The organism is Halapricum salinum (assembly GCF_004799665.1).
GTDB lineage: Archaea > Halobacteriota > Halobacteria > Halobacteriales > Haloarculaceae > Halapricum > Halapricum salinum.
Genome location: NZ_CP031310.1, coordinates 3,093,414 through 3,106,398, shown reverse-complemented (window position 1 = coordinate 3,106,398; position 12,985 = coordinate 3,093,414). Strand labels below are relative to the sequence as shown.

Sequence of the window (12,985 nt, the reverse complement as noted above, 5' to 3'; positions counted from 1 at the left end):
TGACAGATATCGGCTCAGGTTCGGCCGGCGCGACCGGGGTCGACGTCGATGGCGTCCACTGGGCAGACGTCGACACAGAGCATACAGTCGATACACTGGCTCTCGTGGGCCGGGTCGGCTTTGATATCACTCTCGGGATGGCCCGGTGTGTCCACCCACTCGAAGACGTCGACTGGACAGTCCTCCAGGCACGCCCCGTCGGCCAGACAGATGTCGAAGTCGACGGCGACGTGCGTCCCGTGGATACCCAGTGTTTCGGGTTCCTCGACTGGTCCCCAGACGTTGTGCCCGTCGTGTTGCTCGACGACTTCACGGTTTTCCTCGAACTCCGGATCGATCGGCATGGTACGTGTAAACACTTCCGGCCAGTACGTAAAGGTTGGCCTGCAGGCAGTCGATTCGCGAACGAGACGTTCGACTATTTACTCCGCCAGCAACGCCGCGAACTCCTTGCGCACCTTCTTGACCTTGGGCTTGACCTGGATCTGGCAGTACCCCTTCGCGGGATTCTTCTCGTAGTAGTCCTGGTGGTACTGCTCGGCTTCGTAGAACCGGCGGAGGGGTTCGACCTCGGTGACGATATTTCCGTCGTAGACGTCCTCGTTCAGGCGCTCGATGAATCCCTCGACCTGCTCGCGCTGGTCGTCGTCGTGATAGAGGACGATCGAGCGGTACTGGCTGCCGACATCTGGCCCCTGTCGATCTTTCGTGGTTGGATCGTGGACCTTGAAGAATACTTCCAGGAGTTCGAGATAGCTGATCTCCGCGGGGTCGTACTCGATCTGCACGACTTCGGCGTGGCCCGTTTCGCCCGAGCAGACTTCCTCGTAGGTCGGGCTGGAGGTACTACCGCCCGCGTAGCCAGAGGTGACTGCCTCGACGCCCCGGAGTTCTTTCATCGCCGCCTCGATACACCAGAAGCACCCGCCGCCGAACGTCGCTGTCTCGGTCATTGCTCTCCGTAGGGGTTCGAGGGGTAAGTCCTCGGCGGTGGCTGCAATCGTCTCCGACGCTGGAAGAGGTCTTCGTGAGTCCGTTCCTCTCAGTCCGTCGTCGGCAGCGCGAACGCGCCGAGCGCAAGTGCGAGGATCGCGAGTCCAGTCAAAACCGCGAGGTTGACCAGCGGATCGTCCCCGCCGTAGGAAGCGAGGACGACGCCGTCGACCAGTGAGGGGTGATCGAACGTCGCCGCTCGGACGCCGCGCGAGAAGTACGTCAGCGGCGACAGATCCAGCAGCGGCCGAAACCACTCCGGCAAGAGCGACGGCGGGACGAACGTCTCCGAGAGAAACAGGAGCGGGAGCGCCAGCGCGTTGCTCGCGGCGATGACGCCGTCCTGTGAGTCTGCGAACGACCCGAGGAGTGCGCCGATCCCGCAGAACAGCGCCACGCCGAACGCGACGAACGGGACCAGTAGCGGCGAGAAGTAGATCTCAGGACCGGTGACGACGACGAGCAATCCGAGCAACAGCAGCGCGGCCAGCCCGATGATCAACACGTTGACGATCGTCTGCGCCAGCAGCCACTCCCAGCGCCGCAACGGCGTGGTCGCCAGTTTCTCGAAGCGGTTACCCTCGCGATGGCGTGCCACCTCGCTCCCGACGCGCGAGAGGGGCGTAAACAGGACGACGACGGCGAGATACCCTGGGACGTAGTAGCCCGGGGGTTCGGTGAACAGACCGCCATCGGTCGGCTGAGTCTGGACCAGCGCCCCGAAGATGAGGACGATCAGCAGCGGAAACAGAAAGGTGAAGAAGACGGCCGTCCGCCGCCGCAGGAACGAGAGCGCGGCGGCTCGCACCGACGCACTGAGGCGACCCACGCGACTCATCGGTTACCTCCGTCCGTCGAGACTGGTCCGGCCGCGTCCAGTTCCTCGGGGTCGACCGCGTCACCACTGAAGCCGACCGCTCTGCCAGTGAGGTCGAGGTAGACGTCTTCGAGGTCGGGTTCGCGCCACGAGAGTGAGGCGACGCCGACGCCAGCTTCAGTGAGCCCGTCGACCACGTCCCCGATCGCCGTCGGGGGAACGTCCCTGACGACCAGCTGTCCATCCCGACGGAGCGTCTCGAACCCGATATCGAGAGGCTCTGGGATCGCGTCCTCGACGTCGACGGTGAGCCGCGTCTCTCCGCCGTGGGCTTCGACCAGCGCCCGCGGGGAATCGAGTGCAGTTAGTTCGCCGTCGTCGAGCAGTCCGACGCGGTCGGCCAGCCGTTCGGCCTCGGCCATGTAGTGGGTCGTCAGGAGGACGGTTGTTCCGCCGTCGGCCAGCCTCTCCAGCAGTCGCCAGAGCGCACGCCGACCTGCGGGATCGATCCCGGTCGTCGGTTCGTCGAGTACGAGCAGATCGGGATCGTTCACGAGCGCCGACCCGACGCAGACCCGGCGTTGCTGGCCACCGGAGAGGTTCTCGTATGCCGTGCTGGCGCTGTCTTGCAGGCCAACGTCCGCGAGCACAGTTTGAATGTCTCGGGATTCGTCGTACAGTCCACCGTAGTAGTCGAGCAGTTCGCGAGCCGTGAGTCGGTCGGGTGGATCGAACGATTGCGGGAGGAGGCCAACTCGCGAGCGGGCCACCGACTGCGGGGACTGACCGAACAGCTCCACACGACCTTCTGCGTCGGTCGTCCCTGTCAGCGCGCGGACGAGCGTCGTCTTGCCCGCGCCGTTCGGTCCCACCAGCGCGAGTACCTCGCCCTCCTCGACAGTGAGAGAGACGCCGTCGAGTGCGACGGTGTCGCCGTACGTCCGGGCGACGTCCTCGGCGACGATGGCGGCAGTCATATCTCCGTCTCGGACACGGGGCGGGAAAGCCGGTTCGATTCTACCTGACTGTCGGCCGCCAGTACAACAGCCCGACTGTGACGACGAACACGACCACGCCGAGGTCGTAGGAGTAGCCGAACGCTGCCGATGTGAGGGCAGCGCCACCGCCGAGAACGCCAGACAGCAGCGACGCCGCGACGGGCCACGTGCAGGAGACACACGAGAGCAGGCCGAGCACACCCGAGATTGCCGAGCCAGCCGCGTCGATGATTGTTGCGTAGACGAGATACGCCAGCGCGAGATAGCCGACGAACTTGTACGGCAAGAGTGTGAGCTTGAGCAGATCCCCGTCGTACAACAACGCGGGACTGAAGCCAGGGGGCGGCCCGAACGATACTGTCGGACCGACCGAGAACTGCGTCGCCGGGCCGACCAAACCGCCCGCGTAGGCAAGCACGAAGAAGTAGACGGCCGCGAGCGCACCGGCGAGCAGGCGTCGCCATCGCGTCGTCGGCGCGGGCGTCGTCCGCCACAGCGCCCACAGGCCGACGTTGATCCAGACGAACGGATAGACGACCTGGCGCATGCCCAACAGGGAGTCGAACTGCCAGTTCGTGATCAACAGCCACGTCCACAGGATCGCGAGTTCGAGATTGACGACGATAAAGGCCGCCAGGGCCGTCTCTCCGTTCGGACTGACGCGCTCGCGCCAGGCGACGGTGTTCGACGCCATCTTAGATCGCCAGTGCGTCGACGATGATCGCGACGAGGATCATCCCGAGGTAGGCGTTCGAGGCGTGGAACGCCCGGAACGCTGCCGATTCGGTCCGCTCGTAGTGCAGACGGACGACCATCCACAGGAAGACCGCGCCGAGGGCGACTGTCGTGAGTGCGAAGAGTGCGCCGAGGTCCGCGACGGCGGTCAGGACGGTGGCAGCCAGCAGCGTCGCGGCGAGATACCAGAGGATGTGCCTGCGGGTCGTGGCCTCACCGCGGACGACCGGCATCATCGGGAAGCCGCCGCGGGCGTAGTCGTCCTTGTATGCCAGCGCGAGGTTGTAGAAATGCGCGGGCGTCCAGAGGAAGACCAGCCCCGCGAGAACCAGCCCCGGGATACCGATCTTTCCCGTCACTGCGGCCGAGCCGATCAGGGCCGGAAGCGCGCCGGCGGCTCCGCCGATGACCGTGTTCTGGACGGTGTTGGGTTTCAGGAGGAGCGTGTAGATCACGCTGTAGAAGGCGATCGCGGTGAGTCCCAGCACCGCCGCGAGGACGTTGACCGTCAGGAACACCGCGATCGAGGCCGCCGCGAGCGCGAATCCGAAGACGAGCGCGTTCGTCACCGGGACCTGCTCGGTGGTGACGGGGCGATCCGCAGTCCGGTTCATCCGCCGGTCGACGTCGCGTTCGAGGACGTGGTTGAACGTCCCGCTCGCGCCGATCGCCAGAACGCCGCCGCCGAGAGTCGCGAGGATGGTCGGGACGCCGATCGAGCCGCTGGCAGACAGTGCCATGCCCGCCGAAGCGACCAGACAGAGCAACCACATCAGTCGGGGTTTGGTCAGGCTGAGATACGCGCGGGCAGTGTCGAGCAAGCCGCTGGGTCGCGTGACCGTCAGGTCACCGTCGACCGGGTCGGGCGCGGGCTCGGGATCGGTCGTCACTGGCTCGTCGTCCTCGACGCCGGTTTCGAGGTGCCAGGCGAGCGCCGCGACGAGCGTTCCGAAGATGGTCATCGCGACACCGAGATGGGCGGTCGGCAGATTTCCAGCTGCACCTGAGGTCGCGACGAGCGCGCCGATCCCGATCTGGATTGGGAAAAGCGCGAGCGCCGCGAGGAGCGTGTATTTGACTCGGGGCCGACTGGCGAGTCGCCAGCCGACGACGGCCGTCACGACGACCAGCAGGCCGACGGTCAGCGCGACGAGACGGTGGCCCCAGGCGACCAGCAGCGCCGGATCGGAAAGTGTCGGCGTCTGGTGACAGATCGGCCAGGACGAACACGCGCGGGCCGCGTCGGCGATAGCCGCTGTCGCGCCAGCGACGATGAGCACGTAGACACCGACGACTGCCGCGGTCAGCAACCTCGTCAACCGGGTGTCGGGAGTTGTCTCGCGCACGGGATACGAGACACTTCGGCCGGCGATACTTAGGTGTCGCGTTTCCGTCCGTGGTCGGTCACGACACCCCTATAGTCACCCCCAATATCATGGGTGTCCGACCTTGTTCGGAGACGCCAGACAATAGCTTATTTATACGGGTCATCCTAAGGGCGAACCAACATGAACCGCAATCGCGCCGGACTGGTGGCGCTGTTGTCGGGTGTGCTCGTCACCCTGGCGTCCCAGCCCGCGCTCGCACAATCGACGTCGGATTCGTCGACAGAGGAACTCGTCTGGGGGCTGAACTTCGAGTTGCTGGCGGTCGCCATCCCGATCACTATCCTCGTGGAGGCGATCCTCCTGTACACTGTGTGGCGCTTCCGTGACGGCAACGTCGAATCGGCCAAACCGACCGTAGAGAACCGCCGGCTGGAGATCACCTGGACCGTCGCGACGGCGATCATCCTGCTGTTCGTCGGCATCGGCTCCTACGGCGTGATGGCAGCCGACGACGGGGGTAGCGCCGCGAGTGCCGCGACGCCGTCCGACGAGCAAGTGCAAGTCAACGCCTTCCAGTTCAACTGGGAGTTCCACTACCCCGAGTACAACGTCACCTCCTACGACGAACTCGTGATTCCGGCCGACCGGAGCGTGAAGTTCAACGTCTCCTCACGGAACGTGATACACGCCTTCCACGTCCCGGAACTGGCGCTGAAGACCGACGCCATGCCCGGCGGGTCGAACTACCTCCTCACGACGCCACAGAATCCGGGCACATACCAGCTGTACTGTGCCGAATACTGCGGGTCGGGCCACTCCCAGATGACCAAGACTGTTCGCGTGCTCCCGTCTGAGGAGTTCGACGACTGGATCCAGTCCCAGCAGAACGCAAGCGAATAGCGGTAGAAACCACTCACGCCATCACTTTGCTTTTTTGAGTCGGCGGCCGTAGCAATGGTATGCCCACTACCTACGAAGACCTCACCGTCGGCGACACCGAGACGTTCGGCTCCTACACCGTCACTCGCGAGGAGATCGTCGAGTTCGCCGAGCAGTACGATCCACAACCCTTCCACGTCGATCCCGAGGCAGCCGCGGACTCACCGTTCGGCGGCCTCGTCGCCAGCGGGTGGCACACGGCGTCGATGACGATGCGACTGCTCGTCACCGGCATTCTCCAGGAGGCAGACACGCGCGGCGCGCTCGGGGTCGACGAGATGCGGTGGCTCGCGCCGGTCAGACCGGGCGACACGCTCACAGCCCGGACGGAGATCGTCGAAAAAGAGCCGTGGGGCGAGGAGTACGGCAAAGTCGACGTTCGCATCGAGACGCTGGTCGACGGCGACGTCGTCTGTTCGATGGTGGGACTGGTCCTGTTCGGTCGTCGGGAGGGCGAGTAGCGACAGTCGTTTCTCAGTCGTCTGCGGGGCGCTGGAGTTGGTTCTGAGCCTCGGCGACGGCCAGCGGCAGCGACTCGATCTCGGCGATTCGACTGCGTTCGCGTAGCGTCTGATACCGATCGCGAGCGCGCTCACCAGCGAGCACTCGGTCTTCGAGTGGCTGCTCTTCGAGGAGGACCACAGACGGGACGGACTCGGCGACATCGAGCGCCCACTGGCGCGAGCCGATCGTCACGTCTGCGAGCACCACCACGTCTGCCCCACTGGCGAGGTCGTGGGCTGCGGCGATCGCGTCCGGTCCAACTTCGCCTGTGGGTGGGCTCGTCACAGCTGAGGCACCGAGTGTAGACGCCGTCTCGGTTGCCACGTCGCCCTCGCGGAAGACACCCGCGCTGACGGTGTGGCCGGCGGCATCGAGCGTCGCGATCGCTCGCGCGCCGAGGCGGCCGCCGCCGAGGACGTGCACGCGCCTGTCGCTGTCGCCGCGGTCGGTGCGGGCGGTCACCGTCGGGGTCCCCGTCGCAGGGTTCGTCGTTACGGTAGTGCTCGTGGCGAACGCCTCGTCGAGTACGCCAGGATCGAGGACGTCTTCGGGCGGGCCGACTGCACGTATCCGCCCGTCGGACAGCAGCGCGAGTCGGTCGCAGAACCGGGCGGCGAGGTCGAGGTCGTGGATCGCCGCGAGCGCGCCGCGGCCCTCACCGACGAGGTCGCGAACGAGTTCGAGGATCTCGACTTGGTGGTTGACGTCGAGGCTGGCAGTCGGTTCGTCGAGCAGGAGTAGGGGCGTGTCCTGGGCGAGCGCGCGAGCGACGAACACGCGCTGGCGTTCGCCCCCAGAGAGTTCGTCGATCGATCGCTCGCGGAACCGTGCCGTGTCGGTCCGATCGAGCGCATCGACGATCCGGCGGCGGTCAGACTCGCTGGTGCCAAACTGTGAGCGGCTTCGATGTGGGGTCCGCCCCATCTCGACGATATCCTCGACGCGGAAGGCGAAGGAGACGCTGGTGTCCTGTGGCACCGTCGCGACGCGCTGGCTCCACTGCCGTGTCGAACACGCATCGCGGGCGCGACCCTCGACGTGGATAGTCCCAGCGCCAGGGTCGAGGACGCCGTTGATCGCCCGCAACAGCGTCGTCTTGCCCGCGCCGTTCGGGCCGACCAGGCCGACGAACTCTTCCGCGTCGACCGACAGGGAGACGCCGTCGAGAACGCCGGCCTCGCCGAAGCCGACGGTGATCTCCTCGACAGACAGCAGATCGCTCACAGCTCGTGCACCTCCCGGCGGACGAGCAGAAAGAGGAAGAACGGTGCGCCGAGCGCGGCCGTGATGATCCCGACGGGCAACTCCTGACCGCCGGATCGAGCGAGCGTGTCGGTCGCGACGAGGAAAGTCGCGCCGGCCAACGCGCTGGTCGGCAGGAGAATTCGATGGTCGGGCCCGACGAGCAACCGCATGACGTGCGGGACGATCAGGCCGACGAAGCCGATGACGCCCGCGACGGCGACCGCCGCGGCGGTCATCACGCTTGAAACCGCGAGCAGGACCCGCTTGGTCCACTCGACCGGGATTCCGAGGGTCTGGGCGTCTTCTTCGCCGAGCATGAGGACGTTGAGATCGCGCGCGAACGGGACGAGTGCCACGAACAACACTGCGACCACCGGAAGTGTCACCTCGACTTCGTCCCAGCCGGTGGCAGAGAGGTGCCCCATCAGCCAGTAGACGGCCTCTCTGAGGCTCTCACCGCTCTGGAGCAGCAGGAAGGAGACGACTGCGCCGAGGAACGTCTGGACGGCGACCCCTGCCAACAGGAGCGTGGCGACGGGGGTCCGGCCGTCGCTGGTCGCGATCAGATAGACGGCGAACGCCGTCACGACCGCGCCGACGAACGCGGCCGTCTGGAGGCCGAACGGGATCGTCAGGGGGAGCGCGATTGTGGCGACCGCACCGACTGCCGCACCGGTCGAGACGCCGATGATCGACGGATCGGCCATCGGATTCCGGAAGAACCCCTGCATGACCGCGCCCGCCGTCCCGAGCGCGAAGCCGACGACCGCGCCGAGGACGATCCGCGGGAGGCGGATCTCCCGAACGATGAGTTCGCTCGTGGCCGGGACTGAAAACGAGAACGGATACGTGTAGCCGATCGCCAGGTCGGGGACCGGGACGGCTAACCCCGCAAGGGGCGCCGTCTCGATCGACACCGACGCGGCCGTCGGGATTCCAATCGCGTTGAGCGACGCCATCGCGACCACCGGCAGATCGATGGGGACGGGGCCGATACTGGCGCTGACGAGAATCACAGCTACCAGTGCCGCCGCTAACCCGCTCGACCAGATTGTGGTTCGATAGCGAGTCCGCATCTAACCCAAGTCGATTTGCTTTAGATAAATATTTATTGGATAGCTCGCAAGGGGGATCCACAATGAGACGTGCAGGACTCACAGTAGTGGTATTGGTCGTGGTGCTGTCCTCCGGGGGCGTCGTGGCCGGAGTCCACCCGACAGACGCGTCGTCAACGGGGAAGATAGCTGTTCAGACACAACAGACAGCGGACTGTTCGTATCCGGTCGAGGTGACGGATGCGACGGGCGAGACAGTGACTATCGACGAGAGGCCCGAGCGGATCGTCGCGATCGCACCGAGCGCTGCCCAGACCGCCTGGGCTGTCGGTGCACAGGATCGGGTCGTCGGGATGCCTGTAGGCTATACGACGGCCTATCTCAACGGGACCGAGAACAAGACGAACGTGCTCAACAGCGAACTGCAGCCAGTCACGGAGACGGTCGTCGATCTGGAGCCCGACATCGTACTCGCAGGGAACGTCAACTTCAACGACAGCATCCAGAGCCTCAGAGACGCCGATCTGACGGTCGTCAAGTTCGATTCCGCGTCGTCACTGGCGGACGTGATCGCGAAGACACGGCTCACGGGACAACTCGTGGGGAACTGTGAGCAGGCCGCCCAGACCAACGCCGAGATGAACGAGACCATCGAACAGGTCCGCGCCGAGGCCAGTGGTGGCGACGATCCGTCCGTCTACTACGCGATGGGCGGTGGATACACGGCCGGTCCGGACACGTTCGTCGGCGACGTCGTCGAGACTGCCGGTGGCGAGAACATCGCGACCGCGGCGGATATTCGGACGTACGGGGAGATCAACCTGGAGGTCGTCGCCGCGGAGAACCCCGACTGGATCGTGACGACGAGTCCCAGCCGCGTCCGCTGGGGCGAGGTCCTCAACAGCACGACCGCAGTTCAAGAAGACCAGATCGTTACGCTGAACGGCAACTACATGAGCCAACCCGGGCCGCGGATCACCCGACCACTCCAGCGACTGTCGGCGGTGTTCAATCCTGACAACTCGTCCGAGGCGACCGCGACACCGGAGACGCCGACGAACCCGAACGACACGGAAGAGACGACCGATAGCTCAGACACGGGGAGTGGCTTCGGTCCCGGCTTCGGCGTCGTCGGGGCACTGCTCGCGCTGGCGATGGCAGGGCTGGCCTCGCGGCAACGGTGAGTGGTGCGAGACAGCCGTCTCGACTGCGATCTTGCCGACCAGTAAGGCGTTTACGTGCGGCCCGCACACCCTGGAACATGGTCGAGAACGTCATCTGGCCCGCGGCCCTGGACGCGAATCTGACTCGCGCCGAGGGACGCCGGGTCGCGAAGGATCTCGCCGTCGCCGAGCCAACGGTCGACGAGATCGCCAAAGCCGTCCAGCAGGTCGGATACGACGCCAAGATCGAGCGCGAGAAGACCTATCCCCGCGAGTACGAACAGCGCGGGCGCGTCCTCGTCAAGAACGCCGACGACGCGACCAAGAGCGATCTCCTGGGTGCCGTCGCGGCCTACCTCGGGGTCATGCGCGAGTGATGCAGCGCGCTGGCGAGGTCCAAGAAGTCGCACAGGGGGTCGCCGTCGTCCGCAGTCCCGACGCCGACCATCCCGACCTCGGGGCGACCCTCCTCGACGAGAACCTCGACGTGGCGGGCCGGGTCGTGGACGTGTTCGGGCCGACCGACCAGCCGTATCTGGCAGTGTCGCCGCCCGACAGCGTCGCACTGGCCTCGCTGCTCGGGGCAGTGTTGTATTACCGTGACTGAACACGTTTATTCGGGTGCCGACTGCAGCTAGCGTATATGCAACAACGGACGCGCGCGGCGGTCGCGGCGCTCGCAATCGGCGTGATCTTCCTGCTCGTCCAGCTCGGGGCTCTCGCGCTGGTCGAGCCGTTCAAAGACGCCGGACTGCAGGCGACCGAGAATCCACAGAATGCCGGCAACAGCGTCCTCTACGTCGCTGCACTCCTGGTGATGACCGGGTTCATGCTGCTGGCGTTCAAGTACGATCTGGATGTCGTCATCCGAGGATTCATCGTCCTTACCGGCGGGTACATCGGCTTCATCGTGCTTTCGGCGATCGTTCCCTCGACAGTCGTTCCGGTCGCGGGTGCGAGCGCTCTCGCGTGGGCAGCCGCTGCCGCTATCGTCGTCGGGCTGGTCGTCCATCCCGAGTGGTACGTCATCGACGCCGCCGGAATCGTGATGGGGGCCGGTGCGGCCGGGCTGTTCGGGATCTCTTTCGGCGTCTTACCCGCGCTCGTGCTGCTCTCGGTACTCGCGGTCTACGACGCGATCAGCGTCTACGGCACCGAACACATGCTCACCCTCGCCGAAGGCGTGATGGATCTGCGCGTCCCAGTGGTGCTGGTCGTCCCACTCACGCTGTCGTACTCGTTTCTCGACGCCGGAACACCGGCGAGCGTCGCCGAGGACGGCGAGACCGACGGCGAAGAACCAGACGAGTCGACCGAAGCCGAGTCGAACGAGGCGGATGCAGGAGACGACCCCGATCCGCTCGATCGCGAGGCGCTGTTCATCGGCCTGGGTGACGCGGTGATCCCGACGGTGCTGATCGCGAGCGCGGCCTTCTTCGCACCGGAGTCGGTGCCTTCGCTGGACGTTCCGGGGATCGCTCTCCCGCTGACGGCCGCGGCGTCGATGGTCGGGACGTTTCTCGGACTGGCCATCTTGCTCCGGATGGTTCTCAAAGGGCGGGCGCACGCTGGCCTGCCGCTACTCAACGGCGGGGCGATCGGCGGGTATCTCGTCGGTGCGCTCGCCAGCGGACTCACGCTGATGCAAGCAGTCGGTCTGTGAGCTGCGGTTACTCCATCGCCTCGCTCGCGGGTGCAAAGGAGATCGTCCGGCCGAGATCCCGCTCACTCGCCCGCTCGTAGAGCATGTGTGCAGCGGCGACGGTCTCTATCGCCGTCCCACCGCTGTCGAACAGCGTGATCTCGTCCTCGCTGGTCCGGCCCTCGACAGTACCGGCGACGACCTCGCCCAGTTCGGCGTGGACGTGCTCGTCGTCGATCACACCCTCCTCGCGAGCGAGCATGAACGCGCCGGCGTCCTGGTGAATGCGCGCCCGAAGGTCGGGGACGTACGTCGCGCGCTCGACCGTCGTGGCGTCGACCTCACGCTTTTCGGGGTGGTACTGGCCCATCGCGGTGACGTGGGTGCCGGGTTCGAGCAAGTCGCCGTCGAAGACCGGCTCGCTCGCGTCCGTCGCGGTGATCACGACGTCCGAACCCTCGACGGCGGCTGCGGGCGAGGCGACGGCGGCGACGGTCGCGTCGAGTTCGTCGTTCATCCGGGCGGCGAAGGTCTCGCGGTGGTCGCTCGTCGGCGAGTAGACGTTCACGCGCTCGACATCCCTGACCGTCGAGATCGCCCGGAGCTGCCCGCGAGCCTGCGCCCCGCTGCCGAATAGGCCCACAGTGGTGACGTCGTCGCGTGCGAGTGTATCGACGCCGACAGCCCCCGCCGCGCCGGTCTTGAACGGGTTGAGACTCGCGCCGTCGAAGACCGCCAGCGGCCGACCACTCTCGCTGTCGAACAGTGGGAGGACGAAGTGGGCGTCTCGGTCTCCGAATCCGGCGGCGTAGGTGTACCCACCCATCACGCCCCGCTCCGGAAGGATGGCCATGTAGCCCGTCAACAGTCCTGGCGGGTCGGCGTTCGTCAGGAGCGTCCGCGGTTCGGCGGGCGCGCCGTGGCCTCGCTCGCGATACCCCTCACGTACCGCAGCAACGTAGGCCTCGGGCGGGGCGAATCCCTGGATCTCGTGACTCCGATAGTATGGAACGTCGACCATACCGGCCGTTCGTCCGTCGGAGGCTTCTGTCTGGTGGCTCTGTTGCTGCCTCCCCAGATATTATCTATCCTGATAATAGGGTCGAATGTCTGCTGAGGCGGTGTCGGTAAATGAACCGATTAGAAATAAAAATATAGTATGTTCTCCCGGAACAAACTTCCAGTCTGTCAATCATATTGGGAATCAGGTGAAAATCGACCGACGTGCCGGCCCGAACGAGTCGTTTTATCGAATGATAATCGGGTGGGAGGACTTATACAGGTGTGCCTCTCAGTCTCACTTGGAGGGACAGTGAGACGGGTTCACCCGTCCACGTCGAACATGAGTACGAACGCCACGGACAACACGAACGAGCAGGCCACTGATGACAACCAGGCGCAACGGTACGCCGAACTCACAATCGGTGACGACGAGTTCGTAATCTACGATCGGGAGAACCACCAGGCCTGGATTCAGTCGACCGTGGCGGTGACGATCGACGAGTACCGGTAGGACGGGACGCGAGAACGCCGACAGGTGGCGTTCCTCCATTGGGCTCCTGCCAG

At 65.4% G+C, this 12,985-nt stretch carries 16 protein-coding genes; 7 read left to right on the top strand and 9 right to left on the bottom strand.

What is annotated here, in order from left to right; translation table 11 throughout:
- Positions 1 to 14 precede the first annotated feature (14 nt).
- The 6 genes from DV733_RS15300 to DV733_RS15275 all read right to left on the bottom strand — a co-directional run bounded on the left by DV733_RS15300 (position 15) and on the right by DV733_RS15275 (position 4,889).
- Positions 15 to 344, bottom strand: a complete 330-nt coding sequence (locus tag DV733_RS15300; RefSeq protein ID WP_049992845.1) for a 4Fe-4S dicluster domain-containing protein — start codon at positions 342 to 344, stop codon at positions 15 to 17.
- Positions 345 to 422: 78 nt separating this feature from the next.
- Positions 423 to 953 carry a peptide-methionine (S)-S-oxide reductase MsrA gene (gene msrA, locus DV733_RS15295; RefSeq protein WP_049992844.1) on the bottom strand — a complete coding sequence of 177 codons (531 nt, stop codon included), beginning with the start codon at positions 951 to 953 and terminating at the stop codon, positions 423 to 425.
- Between the two features lie 89 nt (positions 954 to 1,042).
- Positions 1,043 to 1,831 carry an ABC transporter permease gene (locus DV733_RS15290; RefSeq protein WP_049992843.1) on the bottom strand — a complete coding sequence of 263 codons (789 nt, stop codon included), beginning with the start codon at positions 1,829 to 1,831 and terminating at the stop codon, positions 1,043 to 1,045.
- Positions 1,828 to 2,787, bottom strand: a complete 960-nt coding sequence (locus DV733_RS15285; protein ID WP_049992842.1) for an ABC transporter ATP-binding protein — start codon at positions 2,785 to 2,787, stop codon at positions 1,828 to 1,830. The genes DV733_RS15290 and DV733_RS15285 overlap by 4 nt, the downstream gene beginning before the upstream one ends.
- Positions 2,788 to 2,827: 40 nt before the next feature.
- On the bottom strand, positions 2,828 to 3,502 hold the full coding sequence (locus tag DV733_RS15280; RefSeq protein WP_049992841.1) for a DUF7546 family protein: 675 nt from the start codon (positions 3,500 to 3,502) through the stop codon (positions 2,828 to 2,830).
- 1 nt (position 3,503) lies between these two features.
- Entirely contained in the window at positions 3,504 to 4,889 is a 1,386-nt protein-coding gene (locus tag DV733_RS15275; protein WP_237560473.1) for a heme o synthase, read from the bottom strand.
- Positions 4,890 to 5,051: 162 nt separating this feature from the next.
- Between DV733_RS15275 and coxB the strand changes: the two genes are divergently transcribed.
- Together coxB and DV733_RS15265 are read left to right on the top strand one after the other, a co-directional pair.
- Positions 5,052 to 5,771: a cytochrome c oxidase subunit II gene (gene coxB, locus DV733_RS15270; RefSeq protein WP_049992840.1), complete on the top strand. Its 720-nt coding sequence runs from the start codon at positions 5,052 to 5,054 to the stop codon at positions 5,769 to 5,771.
- 59 nt (positions 5,772 to 5,830) lie between these two features.
- The gene (locus DV733_RS15265; protein WP_049992839.1) at positions 5,831 to 6,271 is read left to right on the top strand and encodes a MaoC family dehydratase; all 441 of its coding nucleotides are present in this window, start codon (positions 5,831 to 5,833) and stop codon (positions 6,269 to 6,271) included.
- Between the two features lie 13 nt (positions 6,272 to 6,284).
- Here DV733_RS15265 and DV733_RS15260 read toward each other — a convergent pair whose 3' ends face one another.
- A complete protein-coding gene (locus DV733_RS15260) occupies positions 6,285 to 7,538 on the bottom strand; it encodes an ATP-binding cassette domain-containing protein (RefSeq protein ID WP_237560472.1) in 1,254 nt (417 codons plus the stop codon).
- Positions 7,535 to 8,635 carry a vitamin B12 ABC transporter permease BtuC gene (gene btuC, locus DV733_RS15255; protein WP_049992838.1) on the bottom strand — a complete coding sequence of 367 codons (1,101 nt, stop codon included), beginning with the start codon at positions 8,633 to 8,635 and terminating at the stop codon, positions 7,535 to 7,537. The genes DV733_RS15260 and btuC overlap by 4 nt, the downstream gene beginning before the upstream one ends.
- Before the next feature lie 62 nt (positions 8,636 to 8,697).
- Here btuC and DV733_RS15250 point away from each other — a divergent pair, with 62 nt between their 5' ends.
- The 4 genes from DV733_RS15250 to DV733_RS15235 all read left to right on the top strand — a co-directional run bounded on the left by DV733_RS15250 (position 8,698) and on the right by DV733_RS15235 (position 11,440).
- A complete protein-coding gene (locus DV733_RS15250; protein WP_049992837.1) occupies positions 8,698 to 9,798 on the top strand; it encodes a PGF-CTERM-anchored ABC transporter substrate-binding protein in 1,101 nt (366 codons plus the stop codon).
- A 77-nt stretch (positions 9,799 to 9,875) separates the two neighbouring features.
- On the top strand, positions 9,876 to 10,154 hold the full coding sequence (gene srp19, locus DV733_RS15245; RefSeq protein ID WP_049992836.1) for a signal recognition particle subunit SRP19: 279 nt from the start codon (positions 9,876 to 9,878) through the stop codon (positions 10,152 to 10,154).
- The gene (locus tag DV733_RS15240) at positions 10,154 to 10,384 is read left to right on the top strand and encodes an H/ACA ribonucleoprotein complex subunit GAR1 (RefSeq protein ID WP_049992835.1); all 231 of its coding nucleotides are present in this window, start codon (positions 10,154 to 10,156) and stop codon (positions 10,382 to 10,384) included. The genes srp19 and DV733_RS15240 overlap by 1 nt, the downstream gene beginning before the upstream one ends.
- A gap of 36 nt (positions 10,385 to 10,420) precedes the next feature.
- Positions 10,421 to 11,440: a presenilin family intramembrane aspartyl protease PSH gene (locus DV733_RS15235; protein ID WP_049992834.1), complete on the top strand. Its 1,020-nt coding sequence runs from the start codon at positions 10,421 to 10,423 to the stop codon at positions 11,438 to 11,440.
- Between the two features lie 7 nt (positions 11,441 to 11,447).
- Here the strand turns inward: DV733_RS15235 and DV733_RS15230 are convergent, their stop codons facing one another.
- On the bottom strand, positions 11,448 to 12,440 hold the full coding sequence (locus DV733_RS15230) for an ornithine cyclodeaminase family protein (RefSeq protein WP_049992833.1): 993 nt from the start codon (positions 12,438 to 12,440) through the stop codon (positions 11,448 to 11,450).
- A gap of 321 nt (positions 12,441 to 12,761) precedes the next feature.
- On the opposite strand from DV733_RS15230, the gene DV733_RS17410 reads away from it, so the two are divergent.
- Positions 12,762 to 12,932 (top strand): DUF7331 family protein, encoded by a 171-nt coding sequence (locus tag DV733_RS17410; protein WP_170178713.1) that lies wholly within the window; start codon positions 12,762 to 12,764, stop codon positions 12,930 to 12,932.
- Positions 12,933 to 12,985 lie beyond the last annotated feature (53 nt).

What these genes read in the sequence shown, in the direction of transcription:
- DV733_RS15285 (WP_049992842.1), bottom strand. Translation starts at nt 2,787, where the DNA reads ATGACTGCCGCCATCGTCGCCGAGGACGTCGCCCGGACGTACGGCGAC.
- coxB (WP_049992840.1), top strand. Translation starts at nt 5,052, where the DNA reads ATGAACCGCAATCGCGCCGGACTGGTGGCGCTGTTGTCGGGTGTGCTC.
- DV733_RS15280 (WP_049992841.1), bottom strand. Translation starts at nt 3,502, where the DNA reads ATGGCGTCGAACACCGTCGCCTGGCGCGAGCGCGTCAGTCCGAACGGA.
- DV733_RS15250 (WP_049992837.1), top strand. Translation starts at nt 8,698, where the DNA reads ATGAGACGTGCAGGACTCACAGTAGTGGTATTGGTCGTGGTGCTGTCC.
- DV733_RS15265 (WP_049992839.1), top strand. Translation starts at nt 5,831, where the DNA reads ATGCCCACTACCTACGAAGACCTCACCGTCGGCGACACCGAGACGTTC.
- DV733_RS15290 (WP_049992843.1), bottom strand. Translation starts at nt 1,831, where the DNA reads ATGAGTCGCGTGGGTCGCCTCAGTGCGTCGGTGCGAGCCGCCGCGCTC.
- btuC (WP_049992838.1), bottom strand. Translation starts at nt 8,635, where the DNA reads ATGCGGACTCGCTATCGAACCACAATCTGGTCGAGCGGGTTAGCGGCG.
- msrA (WP_049992844.1), bottom strand. Translation starts at nt 953, where the DNA reads ATGACCGAGACAGCGACGTTCGGCGGCGGGTGCTTCTGGTGTATCGAG.
- DV733_RS15240 (WP_049992835.1), top strand. Translation starts at nt 10,154, where the DNA reads ATGCAGCGCGCTGGCGAGGTCCAAGAAGTCGCACAGGGGGTCGCCGTC.
- DV733_RS15235 (WP_049992834.1), top strand. Translation starts at nt 10,421, where the DNA reads ATGCAACAACGGACGCGCGCGGCGGTCGCGGCGCTCGCAATCGGCGTG.
- srp19 (WP_049992836.1), top strand. Translation starts at nt 9,876, where the DNA reads ATGGTCGAGAACGTCATCTGGCCCGCGGCCCTGGACGCGAATCTGACT.
- DV733_RS15300 (WP_049992845.1), bottom strand. Translation starts at nt 344, where the DNA reads ATGCCGATCGATCCGGAGTTCGAGGAAAACCGTGAAGTCGTCGAGCAA.
- DV733_RS15230 (WP_049992833.1), bottom strand. Translation starts at nt 12,440, where the DNA reads ATGGTCGACGTTCCATACTATCGGAGTCACGAGATCCAGGGATTCGCC.
- DV733_RS17410 (WP_170178713.1), top strand. Translation starts at nt 12,762, where the DNA reads ATGAGTACGAACGCCACGGACAACACGAACGAGCAGGCCACTGATGAC.